The 21,525-nt window shown below is 68.7% G+C and carries 15 protein-coding genes; 12 read left to right on the forward strand and 3 right to left on the reverse strand.

Annotated features, from left to right (window positions below; translation table 11 throughout):
* Nucleotides 1–74 precede the first annotated feature (74 nt).
* Nucleotides 75–1,196 carry a beta-ketoacyl-ACP synthase III gene (locus tag H5407_RS20215; RefSeq protein WP_183106300.1) on the forward strand — a complete coding sequence of 374 codons (1,122 nt, stop codon included), beginning with the start codon at nt 75–77 and terminating at the stop codon, nt 1,194–1,196.
* A gap of 162 nt (nt 1,197–1,358) precedes the next feature.
* Nucleotides 1,359–2,549: a S41 family peptidase gene (locus H5407_RS20220; RefSeq protein WP_183106301.1), complete on the forward strand. Its 1,191-nt coding sequence runs from the start codon at nt 1,359–1,361 to the stop codon at nt 2,547–2,549.
* Nucleotides 2,550–2,632: 83 nt separating this feature from the next.
* Here H5407_RS20220 and H5407_RS20225 read toward each other — a convergent pair whose 3' ends face one another.
* On the reverse strand, nt 2,633–4,960 hold the full coding sequence (locus H5407_RS20225; protein WP_183106302.1) for a penicillin-binding protein 1A: 2,328 nt from the start codon (nt 4,958–4,960) through the stop codon (nt 2,633–2,635).
* A gap of 194 nt (nt 4,961–5,154) precedes the next feature.
* Between H5407_RS20225 and H5407_RS20230 the strand changes: the two genes are divergently transcribed.
* From H5407_RS20230 to H5407_RS20245, 4 genes are all read left to right on the forward strand, one after another.
* Entirely contained in the window at nt 5,155–7,140 is a 1,986-nt protein-coding gene (locus H5407_RS20230) for a prolyl oligopeptidase family serine peptidase (protein ID WP_183106303.1), read from the forward strand.
* A gap of 79 nt (nt 7,141–7,219) precedes the next feature.
* Nucleotides 7,220–8,671, forward strand: coding sequence for an exodeoxyribonuclease I (sbcB, locus tag H5407_RS20235; protein ID WP_183106304.1), 1,452 nt, complete (start codon nt 7,220–7,222; stop codon nt 8,669–8,671).
* Nucleotides 8,672–8,817: 146 nt separating this feature from the next.
* A complete protein-coding gene (gene prsT, locus H5407_RS20240) occupies nt 8,818–11,598 on the forward strand; it encodes an XrtA/PEP-CTERM system TPR-repeat protein PrsT (RefSeq protein ID WP_183106305.1) in 2,781 nt (926 codons plus the stop codon).
* Between the two features lie 166 nt (nt 11,599–11,764).
* Nucleotides 11,765–12,184, forward strand: coding sequence for a hypothetical protein (locus H5407_RS20245; protein ID WP_183106306.1), 420 nt, complete (start codon nt 11,765–11,767; stop codon nt 12,182–12,184).
* A gap of 407 nt (nt 12,185–12,591) precedes the next feature.
* On the opposite strand, the gene H5407_RS20250 is transcribed toward H5407_RS20245, so the two are convergent.
* Nucleotides 12,592–14,463: a ferrous iron transporter B gene (locus H5407_RS20250; RefSeq protein WP_183106307.1), complete on the reverse strand. Its 1,872-nt coding sequence runs from the start codon at nt 14,461–14,463 to the stop codon at nt 12,592–12,594.
* A gap of 70 nt (nt 14,464–14,533) precedes the next feature.
* The gene (locus tag H5407_RS20255) at nt 14,534–14,842 is read right to left on the reverse strand and encodes a FeoA family protein (protein ID WP_255501352.1); all 309 of its coding nucleotides are present in this window, start codon (nt 14,840–14,842) and stop codon (nt 14,534–14,536) included.
* A 548-nt stretch (nt 14,843–15,390) separates the two neighbouring features.
* Here H5407_RS20255 and H5407_RS20260 point away from each other — a divergent pair.
* The 6 genes from H5407_RS20260 to H5407_RS20285 all read left to right on the forward strand — a co-directional run bounded on the left by H5407_RS20260 (nt 15,391) and on the right by H5407_RS20285 (nt 21,501).
* Nucleotides 15,391–16,374 (forward strand): BMP family protein, encoded by a 984-nt coding sequence (locus tag H5407_RS20260; RefSeq protein WP_255501353.1) that lies wholly within the window; start codon nt 15,391–15,393, stop codon nt 16,372–16,374.
* A 112-nt stretch (nt 16,375–16,486) separates the two neighbouring features.
* Complete coding sequence (locus H5407_RS20265; RefSeq protein WP_220800711.1) at nt 16,487–18,037, forward strand: ABC transporter ATP-binding protein; 1,551 nt, start codon at nt 16,487–16,489, stop codon at nt 18,035–18,037.
* On the forward strand, nt 18,034–19,152 hold the full coding sequence (locus H5407_RS20270) for an ABC transporter permease (protein WP_183106311.1): 1,119 nt from the start codon (nt 18,034–18,036) through the stop codon (nt 19,150–19,152). The genes H5407_RS20265 and H5407_RS20270 overlap by 4 nt, the downstream gene beginning before the upstream one ends.
* A complete protein-coding gene (locus H5407_RS20275) occupies nt 19,145–20,110 on the forward strand; it encodes an ABC transporter permease (protein ID WP_183106312.1) in 966 nt (321 codons plus the stop codon). The genes H5407_RS20270 and H5407_RS20275 overlap by 8 nt, the downstream gene beginning before the upstream one ends.
* Before the next feature lie 10 nt (nt 20,111–20,120).
* Nucleotides 20,121–20,534: a cytidine deaminase gene (gene cdd / locus H5407_RS20280; protein ID WP_220800712.1), complete on the forward strand. Its 414-nt coding sequence runs from the start codon at nt 20,121–20,123 to the stop codon at nt 20,532–20,534.
* A gap of 121 nt (nt 20,535–20,655) precedes the next feature.
* Nucleotides 20,656–21,501, forward strand: coding sequence for a purine-nucleoside phosphorylase (locus H5407_RS20285; protein ID WP_183106314.1), 846 nt, complete (start codon nt 20,656–20,658; stop codon nt 21,499–21,501).
* Nucleotides 21,502–21,525: the final 24 nt, after the last annotated feature.

Genomic DNA, 21,525 nt, shown 5'->3' on the forward strand with positions numbered 1-21,525 from the left:
TGGAGCGTGCAAAGCGGCTGGCTACACTTGCCCGCTTCAGCAGGCGCCCCAGGCGCCGCCCACAGGATTTGTCCATGCACGCAGTCGTCATCAGCGGCACCGGCCTATACCAGCCGCCGCATACCATCAGCAACGCCGAGTTGGTCCAGGCTTTCAACGCCTATGTGGACCGACACAACGCCGAGCAGGCCGAGGCGATCGCCGCCGGCCGGGTGGAGGCCCTGTCACATTCCAGCGTGGAGTTCATCGAGAAGGCCTCGGGCATCAAGCAGCGCTATGTGCTGGAGAAGGATGGCGTGCTGGACCCAGCCCGCATGCACCCCCGCTTTACTGAGCGCCCGGACGAGGCGCTCTCGCTGATGGCCGAGATCGCCGTCGATGCCGCCCGCCAGGCCCTGGCCGCCGCCGGCCGCGAGGGCAAGAACGTGGACATGGTCATCTGCGCTGCTGCCAATATGCAGCGCGCCTACCCCGCCATGGCCATCGAGATCCAGCAGGCGCTGGGTGCTGGCGGCTATGGCTTCGACATGAACGTCGCCTGCTCCTCGGCGACCTTCGCGCTGGAGCAGGCCTGGAACGCCGTGCGCAGCGGCGCCTCGCGCTGTGCACTGGTGGTGAACCCCGAGATCACCTCGGCTCACCTGGAATGGACGGACCGCGACTGCCACTTCATCTTCGGTGACGTCTGCACGGCGCTGCTCGTGGAGCGCGCAGAAGACGCCGTGGCCGCCGAGCAGTGGGAGGTGCTGGGCAGCAAGCTGTCCACGCAGTTCTCCAACAACATCCGCAACAACTTCGGCTTCATGAACCGCAGCGAGGACAGCGACCCCCGGGCCCGCGACAAGACCTTCCGCCAGGAGGGCCGCAAGGTGTTCAAGGAAGTCGTGCCGGTGGCGGCTGCTCACATCGAGGCTCACGTGGCCGAACTGGGCCTGGAGACGACGGCTGTGCGCCGCTACTGGCTGCACCAGGCCAACCTGGGCATGAACCAGCTGATCGTCAAGAAGCTGGTGGGCGGCGAGGCAGGCTCGGACGTCGCCCCGCTGATCCTGGACGAGTTCGCCAACACCGCTTCTGCCGGCTCCATCATCGCCTTCCATCGCCACCGCGCGGACCTGAAGGCGGGGGACACCGGCGTGATCTGCTCCTTCGGGGCCGGCTATTCCGTCGGGAGCCTGGTGGTGCGCCGGCGCTGAGACCCGCGCCAGGCTGGGCCGAAGGGCGCGCAGGCGCCCCGGACCCGGACGCAGGCATGGAACCTGCCTGTGCAAGACAAGAACTCAGGAGGAGGCACGACCATGAAGCAGTCGGCAGGATGGCAATCAGCAGGGCGTGGTCGCGGTCTGGGCGCAGGGGTCATGGCACTGGCCTGGGCGCTGGCCCTGGGGTCAGGTGTTGCCCACCCAGCGCGGGCCCAGGGCGTGCAGGCCGCGGATCAGGCGCTGGGTGCGGGCGACGCCTGTGCCAAGGACCTCGAAGCCATGCCTGGCTTCCTGATGGAGAACGACGCCGGCGCCCGCGGTCTGCTGCCCCAGCGTGGCGAGCAGGTCATGGCGGCCGCCTTGCTCAAGGCCCGCGGCGAGGCCGCCCAGATCGCCGATGACAAGGCCTGCCTGGCCCTGCTCAACACCTACCTGAAGCTCTGGCGCAAGGGCCATCTGTGGGTAAGCAGCAGCCCGGGCGCGGAGGCGCAGGCTGCCTCCGCCGGCAGCGGCACCACGACGGCCACGGCCGGTGCCGCTCCCGAGCCTGCGCCCGCGACCCGCCAGCCCACGCTTCGCTTGCTGACGTCGCGCACGCTGGTCATCCACCTGCCCAGCTTCTCGCCCCAGCACCGTGCGGCGCTGGAGGCCCTGCTGCGCAAGCAGCGGACCGCCCTGTTGAGTCATCCCAACTGGATCATCGACGTGCGCGACAACGACGGTGGCGCGGACAGCAGCTATGCGCCCCTGCTGCCCTGGCTGCTCGCCGAGCAGCCGGTGAGCGTGGGTGTGGAGTGGCTGTCCACGCCGGCCAACCAGCGCGCCCATGAGCAGATCTGCGCGCGCTATGCCCCGGGCGACGCCGCCTGCGTGCTTTTCGCGCAGTCCGTGCTGGCCGCACTGCGGGCGGTGCCGGCGGGCAGCTGGGCGCGGGTGCAGGCCGATCGCTTCGTCTACGAGCGCAGCGTGGTGCCGGAGAAGCGCCGTCCGCAGAAGGTCGCCGTGCTGATGGACCGCGACTGCGGCAGCTCCTGCGAGCAGTTCCTGCTGACGGTGCGCCAGGGCCTGGGCGTCAAGCTGCTGGGGCGGCCGAGCTTCGGCGCGCTGGACTACAGCAATATGCGGCCCTTCACCCTGCCATCCGGCCGCCGCGACCTCTGGTACGCCACCTCGCGCAGCCTGCGCCTGCCGCAGCTGCCGGTCGATGCCCACGGCGTCCTCCCCGACATCCTGTTGCCCGAGCTGCATGGGCCTGACGACGCCGGCGCCGAGCTGCAGGCCGTGCAGCGCTGGCTGGAAGGCGGCTCGCTGCAGCGTAGGCCGGGCACGGGCGGCGGCAGTCCCTAAATATGCTGGGGCCCGGGCCGGATGAACGCAGGGGCTGGCCCGCAAGCACCTGGGCTCACCGGGGCCTTGAGACTCCGGCGGCGTCAGGGCTCTGAGCTGGTCGGGCCCGATGCCGCCGAGGCGGCGCTGGCCGGCGCGCCCGAGACACCGATCTGCTGCAGCCCTGCAGGGCCCGCGAATTCCTCGAAGACCCATTCCTGGCCTTCACGCACCAGGCCCTCGCTGGGCGGCTGGAGCTCGGAGGGCGGCACGCCGCGCAAGGCCACTTCCATGAAGCTGATCCAGGCGGGCAGGGCCAGGCCGCCACCGCTTTCGCGGTCGCCCAGGCTGTGCGGGTTGTCATACCCAATCCACACCACGGCGGCCATGCGTGGGTGGAAGCCGGCGAACCAGGCGTCCACCGAGTCATTGGTGGTGCCGGTCTTGCCGTAGAGGTCGGTGCGCCGGAGCTGGCCCGCGGCGCGCGCCGCCGTGCCCCGCGTGGTGACCTCCTGCAGCAGGCTGCTGATGACGAAGGCGTTGCGTGCCGAGATGGCGGGTTCGCCGTCGGCCTGGGCCTGGGCCTGGAACAAGACCTGACCCTTGGCATCGAGCACGCGCTGCACGATCACCGGCTTGCGCAGCTGGCCGCCATTGGCGAACACGGCATAGGCGCCGGCCATCTGCATGGGCGTCACCGAGCCCGATCCCAGGGCCAGGGTGAGGTTGTCGGGCTGCCTGTCCACGTCCAGCCCGAAGCGGCCGGCCCACTGCCGCGCCCGCGGCGGGCTGACCTGCTCCAGCAGGCGGATGGTCACCATGTTCTTGGACTTGGCCAGGGCCGTGCGCATGGGCATGGGGCCGTCGTAGCTGCCGTCGTAGTTGCGGGGCTCCCAGTTGTCGTAGGCCAGTGGCGCATCATTGATCAGGGTGTTGGGCGTGACGCCCAGTTCCAGGGCCGCCGAATAAACGATGGGCTTGAAGCTGGAACCCGGCTGGCGCAAGGCCTGGGTGGCATGGTTGAACTTGTTGCGGTTGAAGTCGAAGCCGCCGACCAGGGCGCGCACCTCGCCGCTGTCCGGCGCCAGGGCCACCAGCGCGCCTTCGGCCTCGGGGGACTGGGTCACCGCCCAGGCGCCTTGCGGGTACTCCTTGGTGGGCGATCCTTTCAGCACCCGCAGGATGGAGCCGCGGCGCACCTGGAGCTCGTGCCGCGCCTTGTCCGACAGCGCGTTGCCCAGGGCGCGCAGCCCATCGCCGCTGATCACCAGCTCGTCCCCGCTCTGCAGCGAGGCGTAGAGCTTGCCGCCAGCGATCTTGGTGACGACGGCGGCGCGCAGCTCGTCGTTGTCGGGGTGCTCGGCCAGGGCCTGCGTGATGGCGGCGTCTTCCTCGGCCGCCTCCTCGGGCAGCTCCACAAAGCCCTCGGGGCCGCGCCAGGGGCGGCGGCGCTCGTACTCCAGCAGGGTCTTGCGCAGGCCCCGGTAGGCTGCCTGCTGCTGTTCCGCGACGAGGGTGGTGTAGACCTTCAGGCCCAGGGTGTAGGCCTCCTCGCCGTACTGGGCGAAGATCTGCTGGCGCACCAGCTCGGCCACATACTCGCCGTGCAGGCGCTCGTCCTGGCTGCTGCGGATGTGCAGCTTCTGCTCGCGGGCGCGGTCGTGCTCTTCGGGGGTGATGACGCCCGTGTCCTTGAGCCGCTCCAGCACCAGCAACTGGCGGCGCTTGGCGCGCTGGAAATTGGCCACCGGGTTGGCATAGGCCGGGTTCTGCGGCAGGCCGGCCAACATGGCGATTTCAGCGACGTCCAGGTCCTTGAGGGACTTGCCGAAATAGGTCTGCGCCGCCGCCTCGAAGCCGTAGGCCTTCTGACCCAGGTAGATCTGGTTCATGTAGACCTCCAGGATCTTCTCCTTGGGCAACTGGCCTTCGATCTTGATGGCCAGCAGCATCTCGATGAACTTGCGGCTGTAGAGCTGGCGCTTGGTCAGGTAGAGGTCGCGTGCCAGCTGCTGGGTGATGGTGGACGCACCCTGCTTGCGGCTGCTGACGGTGTTGCTGAGCAGTGCGCGCAGGATGCCTGTGTAGCTGATGCCGCCGTGCTCGTAGAAGGCCGAGTCCTCGACGGCCAGCAGCGCGTCTTGCATGCGCTTGGGGATGTCCTTCAGCGGCAGGTAGCTGCGCCGTTCGGCCCCGAACTCGCCGATCAGCACCTCGTCGGAGGTGTAGATGCGCAGGGGCTGGCGCGGCTGGTAGTCCGTCAGCTTGTCCAGCGAGGGCAGCGAGGGGTAGATGAAGGCTGCGGCCACGCCCAGAAGCAGCAGGAGGGCCAGGGGGAGGCCGAGTCCGATCCAGAGCAGCAGCTTGCGGGAGATCCGGCCCTGCTGGGCACGAGGGGCGGGGCAGGGCAGGGTTGGCTTGATCAAGGTCATTGGGGGCGAGGGCTCGACAATGCGCCGGATTATGGGCCGGGCGCCGGCCCGGGTCCCATGCCGGTCCGCATGTTGGATGGCTTCCCCCAGAGGGGGGGGAAAGATGGAAAACCCCGAGGCGCCAGGCTTGGGTGGCCGCATATCTGCGCGGCAGAATGCCGCTGCCCCGCAGCATGGGGGGGAGGAGAACGACGATGAAGAGAAGAGCAGTGCTGAGTGCCGGCGCGCAGATGCTGGCGGTGGCCGCCTTGCCGGCCGCGATGAGCCTGGCCCAGGCGGCGCGTGCCCCGCTGCCCCTGCGCAGCTTCAGCCGCCGGCCGCTGATGGAGCAGCTGTCGCTGTCGCCCGACGGCAAGCGGGTGGCCGCCCTCGTCAACAGCGAGGCCGGCACCATGTTGGTCACCCGCGCGGCGGCCGGCGGCCCCGTGCAGAACCTGATGACCACGGACAACCTGGAGTTCATCTTCGGCTGGATCCGCTGGGTCAACAACGAGCGCCTGGTGCTCGGACTGCGCTATCCCTCACACCGCGAACATGAATACATGGGTGTCTGGACGACCATGGAGACCCGTCTGGTCGCCATCAACGCCGACGGCAGCAATCTGATCAACCTGATCAAGAACCGCGGCGCCTCAGCCAAGAACCTGCGCTGGGCCCAGATCCAGGACGAGGTGCTGGACTATCTCCCTGACGGCAAGCACATCCTGCTGCAGCTGCCCGCCAGCGACCGTGTGTTCGACACCGCCGTCTACAAGGTCAACATCGACACCGCAGAGCGCAGCACCTACTTCACGGCCCGCGACCGCATCTACGACTGGGTGACCGATGCCTCCCACCAGGTGCGCGTCGGCATCGGCCGCACGGAGCAGGGCGTCACCACCCTGTGGGTCTGCGACGCCAATGGCAAGAACTGGCGTCAGATATCACAGTACAGCGCCTTCGACCGCGAGCGCATGTATCCGCTGGGCTTCGGCCTGGATCCTGACCGGCTCTACCTTCAAGCCCTTCACGAGGGCCTGACCGCCGTTTTCACCCTGGACATCAGCAAGCCGGACAGCAAGCCCGTGCTGAAGCTCGCCGACAAGCGCCATGCACTGGACGGCCGCCTGATCCACGACGAGCGCGGCGAAGCCGTGGGCATCCGCAAGGCCGTGCTGGGCGAGATGGCCAGCTTCTACTGGGATCCGCGCTACAAGGCCTGGCAGGCCGAGCTTGACGAGTCCCTGCCGGGGCGCTTCAACATGCTCTACGCCGGCGCCCGCAACGGGCAGGATTTCATCCTAACCTCCGAGGTTCCTGGCCAGCCGGAGAGCATCTACATCGCCAACCTCGGAGACGCGCCGAGCATCAAGCTGCTGGCCCAGACCTATCCCGAGCTGCAGAAGCAGCCTCTGGGCCAGAAGCAGCACTTCCTCTACAAGGCCCGGGACGGCATGGAGCTGCATGCCTTCGTCACCTATCCGCCCGGGGCCGAAGGCAGCGAGAAGCTGCCCTTGGTCATGATGCCGCACGGCGGGCCGCAAGCAGCCGATGGGCTCGAGTTCGACGCCTGGGCCGCCTTCGTCGCCGACCGCGGCTACCTGGTAGTCCAGCCCAACTTCCGTGGCTCGACCGGCTACGGCGAGGCCTATATGGAAGCCGGATTGCGTCGCTGGGGCCTGGAAATGCAGGACGACCTCGAGGATGTGCTCCGTCACTGTGTAGACAGCAAGTGGGCGGATCCCTCGCGCGTGGCCATCGTGGGGGCCAGCTACGGTGGCTATGCGGCGCTGATGGGCGTGGTCAAGACGCCGGACCTCTACCAGGGTGCCTTTGCCTTTGCACCCGTGACCGACCTGGTCGATTTCGTCGATGACGCCGGCCAGGGTAGTCGCCGCGAGGCCGTACGCCGCCAGATCGGCGATGCCCGCGACGACGCTGAGCGCCTGCGCAGCACCTCGCCTGTGCTCCATGCCCAGAAGATCAAGGTGCCGGTCGTGCTGCTGCATGGCACACACGACCGGCAGGTGGACTACAAACACTCGGTCAAGATGGCCGAGGCCCTGAAGAAGGCCGGGAAGGCTCACAGCTTCCACACCTTCGACAAGGGCGACCACCAGCTGAGCCATCAGGCCTATCGCGACCAGCTTTTCGGCCACCTGGAAAAATTCCTGGCCCAGGTCCTGGCGCCCAAGGGCTGAGGCTGCGGGGCGGCACCGTCCGCCTTGCTGCGGATGGTGCCGGCGCGATGCTGGTGCGGATGGAGTATCGTGCGGGCCCATGCAATCCTTCAGCTTCTTCTGGCACGACTACGAGACCTTCGGCCGCGTGCCGCGCCATGACCGCCCCGCCCAGTTTGCCGGCATCCGCACCGATGCCGAGCTCAACGAGATCGGCGAGCCCCTGGCGCTCTACTGCCAGCCTTCACCGGACTACCTGCCCGATCCTGAGTCCTGCCTGCTCACCGGCATCCTGCCCCAGCAGTGCCAGCTCGAGGGCGTGCCGGAGCGCGAGTTCGCCGCGCGCATCGAAGCCGCGCTGGCCCAGCCCGGTACGGTGGGCGTGGGCTACAACACGCTGCGCTTCGACGACGAGGTCACCCGCTTCCTCTTCTGGCGCAACCTCATCGACCCCTATGCCCGCGAGTGGCAGAACGACTGCGGCCGCTGGGACCTGCTGGACGTGCTGCGCTGCACCTTCGCGCTGCGCCCCGAGGGCATCGAGTGGCCGCGCCATGAAGACGGCCGGGTGTCCTTCAAGCTGGAGGACCTCAGCCGCGCCAACGGCTTGGCCCACGAGCAGGCCCACGACGCCGTGTCCGATGTCCGTGCGACCATCGCCCTGGCCCGCCTGGTGCGCCAGAAGCAGCCGCGGCTTTTCGACTTCTGCCTGAAGCTACGCAAGAAGGAGGCCGTCTGGGCCGAGATTGGCGTGAACAGGCCCTTCTGGCACATCTCCGGCATGTATGGCGTGGAGCGCGGCTGCCTGGCCCTGGTGTGGCCGCTGGCCGCCCACCCGACCAACAAGAACGAGCTGATCGTCTGGGACCTGGCCCATGACCCATCCGAGCTTTTCGCGCTGGATGCCGAGACCCTGCGCGCACGCCTGTTCTCCCGTCAGTCCGAGCTGCCCGAGGGGCAGGTGCGCCTGCCCATCAAGACCATCCACGTCAACAAGTCGCCCGTCGTCATCGGCCATCTGGCCACCGTCAGCGATGCCGTCGCCCAGCGCTGGGGTCTGGACAAGACGCAGGCTCTGGTCCATGCACAGCTCCTGGCCGAAAAGGGCGCCTCGCTGGCGGGGCTGTGGTCGCGGGTCTACCAGCGCGAGCCCCTGCCGCCCCTGGACGTTGACGAAGACCTCTACGGCGGCTTCATTGGCAACGAGGACCGCCGCCAGTTGCAGCGCCTGCGCACCCTGGACGGCGCGGCTCTGGCCGAGCGCGTGGCCGCGGGCCGCATCGCCTTCGAGGACGGGCGGCTGGAGGAGCTGCTGTTCCGCTACCGCGCCCGCAACTTTCCCGCAAGCCTCGGCGAGGCCGAGCAGGCGCGCTGGCAGCAGCATTGCGTGGCCCGGCTGCATGGAGGCGAGGGCGGCGCCCTGAGCCTCAGTGCCTTCTTCGAGCGCATCGATGCCCTGGGAGAGCAGGCCGACCATGCCGAGGACGAGCGCAGCCAGGACATCCTCGGGGCTCTGTACGACTACGCCGAGTCCATCGCGCCACCGCTGTGAGGCCGAGCGGGTGGCGCCCCCGAGCGCCCACCCTACCGACATGACATCCATCAAACGACCGTTCCCCTGCGAGTGTGGGGGTGTCCCTGCTGCATTCTTTGGCGCTTGAGGGCATGATCCCGCCGCAAACCATCGGAGACATTGACTTGAAACTGCGCGCCCGACGTCTGAGCCTTCCCCTGGTCCTGAGTGTGAGCCTGCTGGCTGCCTGCGGTGGCAAGAGCGAGGAGGAGTTGATGGCCTCCGCCAAGACGGCCCTGCAGCAGCAGGACGCCAAGACGGCCACCATTGAGCTGAAGAACCTCCTGCAGAAGAACCCCTCCAATCCGGAAGGCCGTTTCCTGCTGGGCAAGGCCATGCTGGACAGCGGGGAGCTGGCCAGCGCCGAGATCGAGCTGCGTCGCGCCCTGGAGTACAAGCATCCCCAGGAGCAGGTGCTGCCCCTGCTGGTCCAGGTGATGCTGAGCCAGGGCCAACTGAAGAAGGTGCTCAGCGACTACGGCAGCACCCGCCTGGCCGACAAGTCCGCCCAGGCCGCCCTGGACGCCCAACTGAGTGCCGCCGCCCTGGGTACCGGTGACAAGGAGCGCGCCCGCCAACTGGCCGATGCCGCCGTGGCCGGGGATCCGGGCTCGGAGCAGGCCAGCCTGGCCCAGGCCCGTATCCTGTCCAGCCAGCAGGCCTTCGACCAGGCCGTGCAGCGCCTGGACGAACTGCTCAAGACCCATCCCAAGTCCGTCAATGCCCTGCTGTTCAAGGCCCAGCTCCAGCTGCGCGCGATGAACCAGCCTCAGGAAGCCACCAAGACCTTCCAGCAGCTGCTTGCGCTGCGTCCCGACCAGTTCGATGCGCACGACGCCCTGCTGAGCCTGGCCCTGGCCCGCAATGACGTCGAGGGCGCGCGTCAGCAACTGGCCACGATGAAGAAGGCCGGCGTGCCCGGCGGCCGCACTGCCCTGCTTGAGGCCAAGGTGGAGATGGCCGCCGGCAACTACAGCCGCGCCAAGGAATTGGTGCAGGCCCTGCGCCGAGCCGCGCCCGAGCACCTGGGCCTGCTGAGCATGGCCGCCATGGCCGAGGCCCGGCTGGGCAACTACAGCGAGGCCGAAGCCCTGTCGGCCAAGGCGGTGCAGCTGGCGCCGCAGTCCTCGCAGCTGCGCTACCAGCATGCCCAGGCCCTGATCAAGCTGCGCCAGCCAGCCAAGGCCCTGGTCGCCCTGAAGCCGCTGCTGGACAGCAGCAGCAAGGACAGCGAGGCCCTGGCCCTGGCCGGCCAGGCCAGCATGCTGTTGGGCGAGCAGAAACAGGCCGAGGACTTCTTCAGGCGCGCCTCGGCCCTGCATCCCGAGGACCAGCGCTACCGCGCGGCCTTGGCGATCGGCCAACTGGGCCGGGGCGGGTCTGGCGAGGCGGCGCTGAGCGAGCTCAGCAGCATTGCCGCCACCGAGAAGGGCACCGGCGTGGATCTGGCCCTGATCAGCGCCCTGGCCGGGCGCCGCGACTACGCCGGTGCGCTCAAGGCCATCGAGGGCCTGGAGCGCAAGCAGCCGGACTCGGTGGACGTGCCCCTGCTGCGAGGCCGCGTGCAACTGGCCCAGGGCAATCTGGCCGAGGCGCGCAAGTCCTTCGAAGCCGTGCTCAAGAAGGACCCCAAGATGCTGCTGGCGGTGGGTGGCCTGGTGACCATCGACGTCAACGAGAAGAAGCCCGATCAGGCCCGCGCCCGCCTGGAAGCCTTCATCAAGGACAACCCCAAGAACTCGCAGGCCCTGCGCGCCCTGGCCGAGCTGGACGCCCAACTGGGCAAGCCGCACGAGCAGATCCTCAAGACGCTCAACGAAGCCGTGCGCGTCGATCCCAACGACGCCATGGCCCGAGAGATGCTGCTGGACGTGCTGCTGGCCGGCCGCGACGCCAAGCTCGCGCTCAGCACCGCGCAGGCCGCCGTGGCCGCCATCCCCAACAACATCGAGCTGCTGGAGCGCATGGCACGAGCCCAGCTCGCGGCCGGTGAGAACGGCCAGGCCCTGAGCACCTTCGGCAAGATCACCTCGCTGATGCCGGAATCCGGCGTGGGCCAGCTGGGGACGGCTGGTGTGCTGATCATCAACAAGGACTACCAGGCGGCACAGCGCGAGCTGAAGAAGCTGCTGGACGTGAAGCCGGATGACCTGCAGGGTCGTGCGATGGCCATCCAGGTGGAGCTGCAACTGAAGCGTCCCCAGGAGGCCCTGACCCTGGCCAAGGACCTCCAGACCCGCCATCCCAAGGCAGCGGCGGGCTACCTGGCAGAGGGCGTTGTTCAGCAGGAACTCGGAGCAACCGAGCCTGCCCTGGCCGCCATGCGCAAGGCCCTGACCCTGGATCGCCCGGGCGAGGCCCCGTTGCGCCTACATGCGCTGCTGCGCAAGGTCCGCCGTACCGCCGAGTCCGACAGCTTTGCCGAAGGCTGGCTCAAGGCCCATCCCGAGGACACCACCTTCGCCCTCTACCTCGCTGACCTCGCCCTGGCCAGCGGAGACTACCCCGGCGCCGAGAAGCACTACCGCGCCCTGCTGGAAAAACGCCAGGACCTGGTCGGCGCCCTGAACAACATGGCTTGGCTGCTGAGCGTGCAGAAGAAGCCCGGCGCCCTGGACTATGCGCAGAAGGCCCTGGCCCTGGCGCCCGAGCAGCCCGCCGTGATGGACACCTATGCCAGCGCCCTGGCCGCCGAAGGGCAGGCCAAGAAGGCCCTGGAGGTTCAGCGCCAGGTTGTCCAGCTCTCGCCCGAGGTGCCCACCTACCGCCTGGCCCTGGCCCGCTACCTGCTGGGTGCCGGCGAAAAGTCTGCCGCCCGCCAGGAGCTGCAGCAGCTGAGCAAGCTGGGCAAGAGCTTTGCGCAGCAGGACGAGGTCAACAAGCTGCTGGCGGAGGCCAATCGCTGAGCTGCACGAGCGCTAGGGCGCCGCAGGCGCCCAGCGTCATGCCGTGCCCGCGGCCGCAAGGTCGCGCCCCAGGTCCACTCCGGGACGGCGGGGCCTTTGCCGGTCGAGAACCCGTTTCACAACCCCCCGTTTCCCAACCCCCGTTTCCCAACTCAAACGAGGACCGATGAAGTTCGCCAACCTTGCCCTGAGCCTCAGCCTGCTGTCCCTGCCAGCCTTCAGCGGCGAGCTTCCGGACGCCACCGTCGCCAAGATTCTCGGTCTGACCTCGGTGACGCACACCGTTCGATCCATTTCTGCCTACGGGCACAAGGCGACGGACGTGACCTACCAGGACGCCCAGGGCAAGGAGCTGGTGACGCTGCGCCTGGCGCCCGCAGAGCAGTTCGCGATGTGGAAGTCCGTGACCGGCATCCAGATGCAGCCGTTCCCCGCGCTGGGCGGTGATGCGTTCCAGTACAAGGAATTCCGGAGCGTCTGCGCCAAGTCCGGCGCCAGTGCCGTCTGCGCGACACCGGACTTCCTGAACAAGTCCAAGCCCATCAGTGATGCGCAGCTGGCGGAGTTGATCAAGGCGGCATTCTGATCCCCCGCGGCCGTCACGGGGCGGCGGCCGGCCTCGCCTGCATCCTCCCCTGATCCACGAGGCCTTGCTGGCAGTCGGGGGGGGGGGCGCCACTGACGGCAATCTGGCGCCGCAGCCCCTCGGGGCGCCGCCGATGGGCAGGGGGGCGATCTCAACGCCTCAGGCAAGACCTGCCCCCTTCGCGATGCTTCCCGCATGCACCCGGCCTTGCCGGTGCCAGCGCCGCACACGCCCGCGCGACGCCCGTGATCGGCCTCGCCCCTCTCAGGCAGTCACAGCACGGCCGACCAAGCCACTCAGGACGCGCGTCCGGCGTCGCTTGCGCAGGCCCTCGCGCAAGGGCCGAGGATCCGGCTCTGCCCTTCCTCCGGGCATGCCGGCTGGGATCGACCTAAGGCCGTAGGGGGTCACCCCAGGCACCACCTGCTGACATGGAAGGTGATGTAGGACGCTAGGTACGCCAGCCCGAACAGATAGCCCACCATGATCAGCGGGATCTTCATCCCGCCCGTCTCGCGACGCACGGCCGCCAGGGTGGCCACGCACTGCGGGGCGAAGACGAACCAGGCCAGCAGGGAGAAGGCCGTGGGCAGGCCCCAGCTCTGGGCGATCAGCGGGGCCAGGGCTTGCGCGGTGTCTTCGCCGGTGGCGGCCAGGGCGTAGACGGTGCCCAGGGCGCTGATGGCGATCTCGCGGGCGGCGAGCCCAGGCACCAGGGCCAGGCTGATCTGCCAGTTGAAGCCGATGGGCTCGAAGAGCACGGCCAGGCCGCGACCCAGCATGCCGGCAAAGCTGTACTGGATGGCCGGGCCCGTGGCGCCTTCAGGCGGGCCGGGGAAGCTGGCCAGCAGCCACAGCAGCAGGGTCAGGACCAGAATGATGCCGCCCACGCGCCGCAGGAAAATCACCGCCCGCTGCCACAGGCCGATGGCGATATTGCGCGGATGCGGCCAGTGGTAGCTGGGCAGTTCCATCATCAGCGGGCGCGTTTGCTGGCCGCTGGTGAAGCGCTTGAGCACCCAGGCCACGGCCATGGCGCCGACGATGCCGGCCAGGTACAGCGCGAAGAGCACCAGGCCCTGCAGTTGGATGCCACCCCACAGCTGGCGCTGCGGCACGAAGGCCCCGATCAGCAGCGCATAGACAGGCAGGCGCGCCGAGCAGGTCATCATGGGGGCGATCAGGATGGTCACCAGGCGGTCGCGCGGGTTGGCGATGGAGCGCGTGGCCATGATGCCCGGAATGGCGCAGGCAAAGCTGGACAGCAGCGGTATGAAGCTGCGGCCCGACAACCCCACGCTGCCCATGATGCGGTCCAGCAGGAAGGCAGCACGGGGCAGGTAACCGGACTCCTCCAGCACCAGGATGAAGAAGAACAGGATCAGGATCTGGGGCAGGAAGACCAGCACGCCGCCCACGCCTGCGATCAGGCCGTCCACCACGAGGCTGCGCAGCCAGCCCTCGGGCATCAGGCCGCCCACCTCGGTGCCCAGCCAGGCAATGGCGGCCTCGATCAGGTCCTTGGGTGGCTCGGCCCAGCTGAACACGGCCTGGAACAAAAAGAACAGCAGCACCGCCAGCAGCACCGGGCCCAGGACAGGGTGCAGCACGAAGCGATCCAGTTGGTCGCTGGGCAGCTCGGGTGTCTGCTGGTCCAGCCCCAGCTCATGAAGCAGTGCATTGACGCGAGCCTGGTCCTGCGGATCGGTGCTGGGCTCGCCCTGGGCCGGCACGGCCGGCCAGTGTTCGCGCTGGCCCAGCATGGCGCGGAGCTCGTCCAGCCCTTCGCCCTTGGTGGCCACGGTGCGCACCACGGGCACGCCCAGGGCGCGGGACATCTTCTCGGTGTCGATGTGCAGGCCGCGTTTGGCGGCCAGATCGGCCATGTTGAGCGCGACGACGCAAGGCAGGCCCATGCGCTGCACGGCCAGCACGAGGCGCAGGTTGCGGCGCAGATTGGTGGCGTCCAGCACGCACACGACCAGGTCGGGGCGTTTCTCTCCGATGGCCCGGCCGGCCAGCACATCGCAGGTGACGCGCTCGTCCGGCGAGCGCGGATAGAGGCTGTACGTACCCGGCAGGTCCAGCAGGCGCAGGCTCTTGCCCTGGGGTGTCTGGACCCGGCCTTCCTTGCGCTCGACGGTCACGCCGGCGTAGTTGGCCACCTTCTGGCGGCTGCCGGTCAGGCGGTTGAAGAGGGCGGTCTTGCCGCAGTTCGGATTACCGACCAGGGCCAGCAGCGGGCCGGCCGGATGCAGATGGATGACGGCTTCGTTCATGGGAGCGACTGTGGCCCTGCGTGCGGTCCCGCCGGGCGGGAAAGAGCCCCTTGGGGCGACCGTGCTCCGCTCATGCCAGGGCCTGCTGGCCCAAGGCTGGCGTGCTCGTCAGTTCGGGAAGCTCGTGGGGCAGGGCCAGCTCGATGCAGTCGGCCTCGGCGCGGCGCAGGGCGAAGGTGGATTGGCCGATGCGCACGACCAGCGGGTCGGCGCCGGGCAGGCCCTTGGCGATCACGCAGACGTGCTCGCCGCTGACGAAGCCGATCTCCTCCAGCCATTGCGGCCATTCCGGCGCATGGGCCGGCGCATGCAGGGACTTGACCCGGTGGGCCTGGCCGATGCTGGCCTGGGCCAGCGTGAAGGACGGAGCTGCAATCATGGTGTCTGCCGCGAGCGAGGCTCTGGAAGAGGATGATGACATTCTAAATGAGAAAGAATCGCATTTAGTGAGGCAGGCTTGAGCCAGCGCAAGACCGGCGCGTGAATTTTGTGGGGGCCTTCCCCCAGACAGGCGCGGGCGGCGTCGCTTGGGCGGCAGCGGGCAGGGCCGGCCGAAGAGGGCGGCGGCTGTTGCGATGGCTCGGCATGCTCGGCCCTGGGCGCCTGGCCCATCAAGAAGGGCCGCCCAGGCGGCCGTCTCAATACGCTGACGCACCCCTGGGCGTCTGAGGGGCGCAAGCACCGGGCTGGCCCGGGGTTTGCTCAGGACTTGCGAGACGGCCCCGACCCGCCACCCTTTTGTCTTTTGGCCCCGCAAAATCGGCCGCGCAAACGTTTAGCGTTTTCCTGATTCGCCGATACACTCCCGCTTTCTAGAATGCGCTGGCGTTGCCGCTGTGGCAGCGCCGGGGCGGGTTGCGCGGCGGGGGCCGCCGGCCGGCCGTCATCCTGTCTGTTGTCTGATCTGTCGAGATGGAATTGCCCACCATGAAGACCATGCACGCTTTCGCCGCGACGGCCCTTGCCGCGCTGACCCTGGCCGCCACCACCGCGCAGGCCCAGCAGCCGGCCGTCATCTTTGACATGGGCGGCAAGTTCGACAAGAGCTTCAACGAGGCTGCCTACCGCGGCGTGGAGCGCTGGAAGGCCGAGACGGGCAAGCCCTACCTCGAGTTCGAGATCAGCAACGACACCCAGCGCGCCCAGGCCATCCGCCGCATGGCCGAGCGCGGCGCCAGCCCCATCATCTCGGTGGGCTTTGCCCAGGCTTCGGCCCTGCAGCAGGTGGCCAAGGACTTCCCCAAGACCAAGTTCGTCATCATTGACGAGAAGGTCAACATGCCCAATGTGCAGGCCGTGGTTTTCAAGGAGCACGAGGGCAGCTTCCTGATCGGCGCCCTGGCTGCGCTGACCAGCAAGACCGGCAAGGTGGGCTTTGTGGGCGGCATGGACATCCCCCTGATCCGCAAGTTTCAGTGCGGCTACGAGCAGGGCGCCAAGGCGGCCAATCCCAAGATCGACATTCAGGCCAACATGACCGGCACCACGGCCACAGCCTGGAATGACCCGACGCGCGGCGGTGAGCTGGCCAAGGCCCAGTTTGCCAAGGGCGTGGACGTGGTCTTCGCCGCCGCCGGCGGCACCGGCGTGGGGGTCTACCAGGCGGCCAAGGATGCCGGCAAGCTGGCCATCGGCGTGGACAGCAACCAGAACCACCTGCAGCCCGGCACCATGCTCAGCTCCATGGTCAAGCGCGTGGACGTGGCCGTCTACAACGTGCTGAAGGAATGGAAGCCCGGCATCCAGATCCTGGGCCTGAGCGAGAACGGCGTCGAGTACGCCATCGATCAGCACAACGCCAAGCTGATCAGCCCCCAGATCAAGGCCAAGGTCGAGGCCTACAAGGCCGACATCATCGCCGGCAAGATCAAGGTCGCCGACTACATGGCGGACAACGCCTGCAAGTACTGACGAGCCCCCGCGGCAAGACCTGACCCCGGTCAGATCTGTCGCCTGGAAATCGCGGGGCGTCCAGTGCGGCGCCCGCCCAGCGCCACATTCCCTACCTCCCATGACAGCTCCGATGAGCACCGCCCAGCCGGCGGTCCGCCTTTGCGAGATCTCCAAGCGCTTCGGCGCCGTGCAGGCCAACCGCGGCGTCAGCCTCAGCATCGCGGCGGGCACGGTCCATGGCATCGTCGGCGAGAACGGCGCCGGCAAGTCCACGCTGATGGCCATCCTCTACGGCTACTATCAGGCCGACGAGGGCCACATCGAGATCCAGGGCCGGCGCGTGCAGATCCCTGACTCCCAGGTCGCCATCGCCCAGGGCATCGGCATGGTCCACCAGCACTTCATGCTGGTCGAGACTATGAGCTGCCTGGACAACGTCATGCTGGGCGCCGAGGGCGGCTTCTTCCTCGGCGGCGCAAAGAAGGCGGCCCGGGCGAAGCTGGAGGCCCTCATGCGCGAGACCGGCCTGCAGGTGCGTCTGGATGCCCTGGTGGGCGATCTTCCGGTGGGAGAACTGCAGCGCCTGGAGATCCTCAAGGCCTTGTACCGTGGCGCCCGCATCCTGATCCTGGACGAGCCCACCGCCGTGCTGACGCCCCAGGAAACCGAGCAGCTCTTCGTGACCCTGCGCCAGTTGCGCGCCATGGGCACGACCATCCTGCTGATCACGCACAAGCTCAAGGAGGTGATGGCCCTGTGCGACGCCGTCACTGTGATGCGCGCCGGCCAGGTGGTCAAGACGGTGGCCATCGCCGAGACGAATCCCGAGGACCTGGCTGAGTCCATGGTGGGCCGCAAGGTCAGCCTGGGCCGCAAGGAAGGCGAGGGCGCCAAGGCTGGCGAGCTGCGTCTGCGGGCTCACGGCCTCGTCCTGCGCAACGAGCAGGGCGTGCAGACGCTCAAAGGCGTGGACCTGGACCTCAAGGCCGGCGAGATCGTCGGCGTGGCCGGCGTGTCGGGCAATGGGCAGAGCGAGCTGCTGGCCCTGCTGTCGGGCATGCAGGTGCCTGCGTCTGGCCGGCTGACGGTGGCCGGGCAGTCCTTCGAGCCCGGCGCCTGGATGACACCCTCGCAGGCCCGCACGCTGCGCCTGGCGCATGTGCCCGAGGACCGGCACCTGTGCGGCATGGTGATGAGCTTCCCCGCCTGGGAAACCGCGGCCCTGGGCTACCACGAGCAGGACCAGTACCGGGCCTGGCCCCTGGGCCTGTCCATGGACCAGGCCCATATGAAGACGCAGGCCGCCGAGTTCATGGAGCGCTTCGACGTGCGCCCTCGCGACTCGCTGCTGGGCTCCAGCAAGTTCTCCGGCGGCAATCAGCAGAAGCTGATCCTGGCCCGCGAGATCGCCCAGAAGCCAGCGGTGCTGCTGGTGGGCCAGCCCACGCGCGGCGTGGATATCGGTGCCATTGAGTTCATCCACGGCCAGTTGCGCCGGCTGCGCGACGAAGGTTGCGCGGTGCTGCTGGTCTCCAGCGAGCTGGACGAGATCCTGGCCCTGGCCGACCGCGTGGTGGTAATGAACGCCGGCCGCGTGACCGGCGAGCTGGCCATCGCCGACTGCAATGAAAAGACCCTGGGCCTGCTGATGACGGCCCAGCCCGAGGAGGCGCAGGCATGAGCGCGCAATCGTTGACCCTGCCGCGCTGGATGGACCTGGTGCTGCTGCCCCTGTGGAACCTGGCTGTCGCGCTGGGCGTGGCCGCCCTGGTGGTGCTGGCCATCCACCAGAGCCCGGCGCAGACCTTCTCGGTGCTCGTCGAGGGCGCCCTGGGCAGCGGTCGCGGCCTGGGCTACACGCTGTACTACACGACCACCTTCATCTTCACTGGCCTGGCCGTGGCCGTGGCCTTCCATGGCGGGCTCTTCAACATCGGCGGGGAAGGGCAAGCCACCTTCGGCGGCCTGGGCGTGGCCCTGCTGGCCCTGTGGCTCTCGCCCAAGCTGCCCGCTGCGGTGATGCTGCCTCTGCTGGTGCTGGGCGCGGCGCTGTTCGGCGCGGCCTGGGCGGCGGTGCCGGCCTATCTGCAGGCCTGGCGCGGCAGCCACATCGTGATCACCACCATCATGTTCAACTTCCTGGCGGCCAGCCTGAACGTGTACCTGCTGGTGAACTGGCTGCGTCCGGCGGGCTCCATGTCGCCCGAAAGCCTGGAGTTCGCCGACAGCGCCCGCATGCCCACCCTGCATGCCCTGGCTGAGAAGCTGGGCCTGGAGTGGCCGTCTTCGCCCTTGAACCTGAGCCTGGCGCTGGCGCTGCTGGCCTGCGTCTTTGTCTGGTGGTTCCTGTGGAAGAGCCGTGCCGGCTACCGCCTGCGCGCCGTGGGCTCGGCGCCCGAGGCCGCGCACTACGCCGGCATCCGCCCGCGCCTGCAGGTGCTGGTGGCCATGGGGGTGTCCGGCGCGCTGGCTGGCCTGGTGGCCATCAACGAGATCTCCGGCGTGCAGGGCAAGCTGACCCTGGACTTCGTCGCCGGTGCCGGCTTCACCGGCATCGCTGTGTCCCTCATGGGGCGTAACCACCCAGTGGGCATCGTGATGGCCTCGCTGCTGTTTGGCGTGCTGTACCAGGGCGGGGTTGAGGTGTCCTTCGAGGTGCCGGGCTTCTCGCGGGAAATGGTCGTGACGGTGCAGGGCCTCATCGTGCTGTTCGCGGGGGCGATGGCCATGGTGTCGGCGCCGATGTTCGCGAAGCTCTACGCCGCCTTCAAGCGCCAGGAGTCCAGGCATGGATGAAGTTCTGATCGGTTCAGTGGTCGCCTCCACTCTGCGCGTCACCACGCCGCTGCTGCTGGCCGCGCTGGCTGGCCTGCTGTCCGAACGCTCGGGTGTGGTGGACCTGGGGCTTGAAGGCAAGATGCTGTCGGCCGCCTTTGCCGCGGCGGCCGTGGGCGCGATGAGCGGCTCCACCGTGCTGGCCGTCGGGGCCGCGCTGCTGGTGGCCTGTGCGTGGTCGCTGGTGCATGGTTTTGCCTGTGTCAGCCACCGCGGTGACCAGGTGGTGTCGGGCGTGGCCATCAACATGGTCTCGGCGGGCCTCACGGTGGTGCTGGGCATCGCCTGGTTCGCCCAGGGGGGGCAGACCCCGCCGGTCTCGCCGGAGGTCCGGCTGCACGGCCTGGCGGCGGCCTTTGCCGAACCCGCCGAAGGGCAGTGGTTCGCCTCGGTCTTCGGCCATGGCCTGCTGAGCCACAACGGCCTGGTCTACGCGGCCTTCGCGCTGGTCTTCGCCGTCTGGTACTTCCTGGAGCGGACCCGCCCGGGCCTGCGCCTGCGCGCCGTGGGCGAGAACCCGGCCATGGTCGAGGCGGCCGGCGTCTCGGTGAAGGGTCTGCGCTACGGCGCGCTGCTGCTCAACGGCCTGCTGTGCGGCCTGGCCGGCAGCTACCTGACCCTGGCCCAGAACGCCTCCTTCGCGCCCAACATGACCGCCGGCCGCGGCTACATTGCCCTGGCCGCCATGATCTTCGGCAAGTGGAAGCCCCTGCCTACCGCCGCAGCTTGCCTGCTGTTCGGCTTCCTCGATGCTGTCGCCATCCGCCTGCAGGGCGTGAAGCTGCCGGGCCTGGGCGAGGTGCCGGTGCAGGCCATCCAGGCCTTGCCCTATCTGCTGACCGTCATCCTGCTGGCGGGCTTCATCGGCCAGGCCCTGGCGCCCAAGGCCCTGGGCCGGCCCTATGTCAAAGAACGCTGAAGGAAGAGCGATGCTGCCTCTCAATGACGCGCTGCAGCAGCAGCTGCTGGCCGCCGCGGCCGGCGCCCGCAGCCACTCGCATGCGCCTTACTCGAAGTACGCCGTGGGCGCCGCGGTGCTCGATGAGCAGGGCCGCGTGCATGCCGGCTGCAACATCGAGAACGCCGCCTACCCGCAAGGATGGTGTGCCGAGACCACCGCCCTGGGAGCCATGGTCATGGCCGGCGGCCGCCAGGCCCGCGCCGTGCTGGTGATGGGTCCCGGCCCCGAGATCATCACGCCCTGTGGCGGCTGCCGCCAGAAGCTGCGCGAATTCAACAGCGGCGATCTTGTCGTGATCGCTGCAGACCCCTCGGGCATCAAAGCCCACTGGACTTTGGAACAACTCTTGCCGGCCAGCTTCGGCCCGGACCACCTGAAGTGATGAGCGCCCCCAGACCTGGCACTGCGTGCCAGGTCGCTCCCCGAGGGGGGCATGGAAGCCTGGGGCGGCCCGGCGTTTCCCTGCGAGTGCCCTGCCGCCCGTCTGAACACGGAGAACAAACATGATCGACCGCAACACCCTCAACCCCAAGATCGACGCCAGCGTCGCCCAGTTGCAGGCCCAGTTCGGCGCCGCGCCCGAGGTGGCCGTGGTGCTGGGCTCCGGCTGGGCCGGCGCCGTGGAGCAGGTCCAGGGCGCGCAGCACCTGTCCTATGCGGAGCTGCCGGCTTTCCCGCAGCCCAAGGTCGAGGGCCATGTGAACGAGGTGGTCGTCGGCACCATGGGCGCGCAGCGCGTGGTCATGCTGCGCGGCCGCGCCCACACCTACGAGAGCGGCGACTGCACCGGCATGGCCGGCGCGCTGCGCAGCCTCAAGGCTTGGGGCGTGAAGGTGCTGGTGCAGACCAATGCCTCCGGTTCCCTGCGCCCGAACATGCCGCCAGGCAGCCTGATGCTGATCTCGGACCACATCAACGCCCCGCAGCGCTCACCCATCGTGGGCGAGCCCGGCAGCGAGCGCTTCGTGGACATGAGCGCAGCGTACGACGCCGAGCTGCGCCAGCATGCCAAGGCCGTGGCCAAGGCCGAGAACCTGATCGTGGGCGAGGGCGTCTATTGCTGGGCCCTGGGCCCGCAGTTCGAGACCCCGGCCGAGATCCGCATGTTCGCCGCCTGGGGTGCCGACGCCGTGGGCATGAGCACCGTGCCCGAGACCATCCTGGCCCGCCACGCCGGCCTGCGCGTCATGGGCCTGGCCCTGATGACCAATATGGCCGCCGGCCTGTCCAACGAAGCCCTGACCCACGCGCTGACCCTGCAGCAGGCCCAGGCCTCCGGCGCGCGCGCCGCTGCCTACCTGGCCCAGGTCATCGCCGGCATGGCTGACCTCGACTCGCTCAAGGGTTGAGCTACCTGAAGGGCAGCCCTGCGC

The sequence above is a fragment of the Mitsuaria sp. WAJ17 genome, assembly GCF_014174515.1.
GTDB lineage: Bacteria > Pseudomonadota > Gammaproteobacteria > Burkholderiales > Burkholderiaceae_C > Roseateles_B.

What these genes read in the sequence shown, in the direction of transcription:
- H5407_RS20215 (WP_183106300.1), top strand. Translation starts at nt 75, where the DNA reads ATGCACGCAGTCGTCATCAGCGGCACCGGCCTATACCAGCCGCCGCAT.
- H5407_RS20220 (WP_183106301.1), top strand. Translation starts at nt 1,359, where the DNA reads ATGGCACTGGCCTGGGCGCTGGCCCTGGGGTCAGGTGTTGCCCACCCA.
- H5407_RS20225 (WP_183106302.1), bottom strand. Translation starts at nt 4,960, where the DNA reads ATGACCTTGATCAAGCCAACCCTGCCCTGCCCCGCCCCTCGTGCCCAG.
- H5407_RS20230 (WP_183106303.1), top strand. Translation starts at nt 5,155, where the DNA reads ATGAAGAGAAGAGCAGTGCTGAGTGCCGGCGCGCAGATGCTGGCGGTG.
- sbcB (WP_183106304.1), top strand. Translation starts at nt 7,220, where the DNA reads ATGCAATCCTTCAGCTTCTTCTGGCACGACTACGAGACCTTCGGCCGC.
- H5407_RS20245 (WP_183106306.1), top strand. Translation starts at nt 11,765, where the DNA reads ATGAAGTTCGCCAACCTTGCCCTGAGCCTCAGCCTGCTGTCCCTGCCA.
- H5407_RS20250 (WP_183106307.1), bottom strand. Translation starts at nt 14,463, where the DNA reads ATGAACGAAGCCGTCATCCATCTGCATCCGGCCGGCCCGCTGCTGGCC.
- H5407_RS20255 (WP_255501352.1), bottom strand. Translation starts at nt 14,842, where the DNA reads ATGATTGCAGCTCCGTCCTTCACGCTGGCCCAGGCCAGCATCGGCCAG.
- H5407_RS20260 (WP_255501353.1), top strand. Translation starts at nt 15,391, where the DNA reads ATGAAGACCATGCACGCTTTCGCCGCGACGGCCCTTGCCGCGCTGACC.
- H5407_RS20265 (WP_220800711.1), top strand. Translation starts at nt 16,487, where the DNA reads ATGAGCACCGCCCAGCCGGCGGTCCGCCTTTGCGAGATCTCCAAGCGC.
- H5407_RS20270 (WP_183106311.1), top strand. Translation starts at nt 18,034, where the DNA reads ATGAGCGCGCAATCGTTGACCCTGCCGCGCTGGATGGACCTGGTGCTG.
- H5407_RS20275 (WP_183106312.1), top strand. Translation starts at nt 19,145, where the DNA reads ATGGATGAAGTTCTGATCGGTTCAGTGGTCGCCTCCACTCTGCGCGTC.
- cdd (WP_220800712.1), top strand. Translation starts at nt 20,121, where the DNA reads ATGCTGCCTCTCAATGACGCGCTGCAGCAGCAGCTGCTGGCCGCCGCG.
- H5407_RS20285 (WP_183106314.1), top strand. Translation starts at nt 20,656, where the DNA reads ATGATCGACCGCAACACCCTCAACCCCAAGATCGACGCCAGCGTCGCC.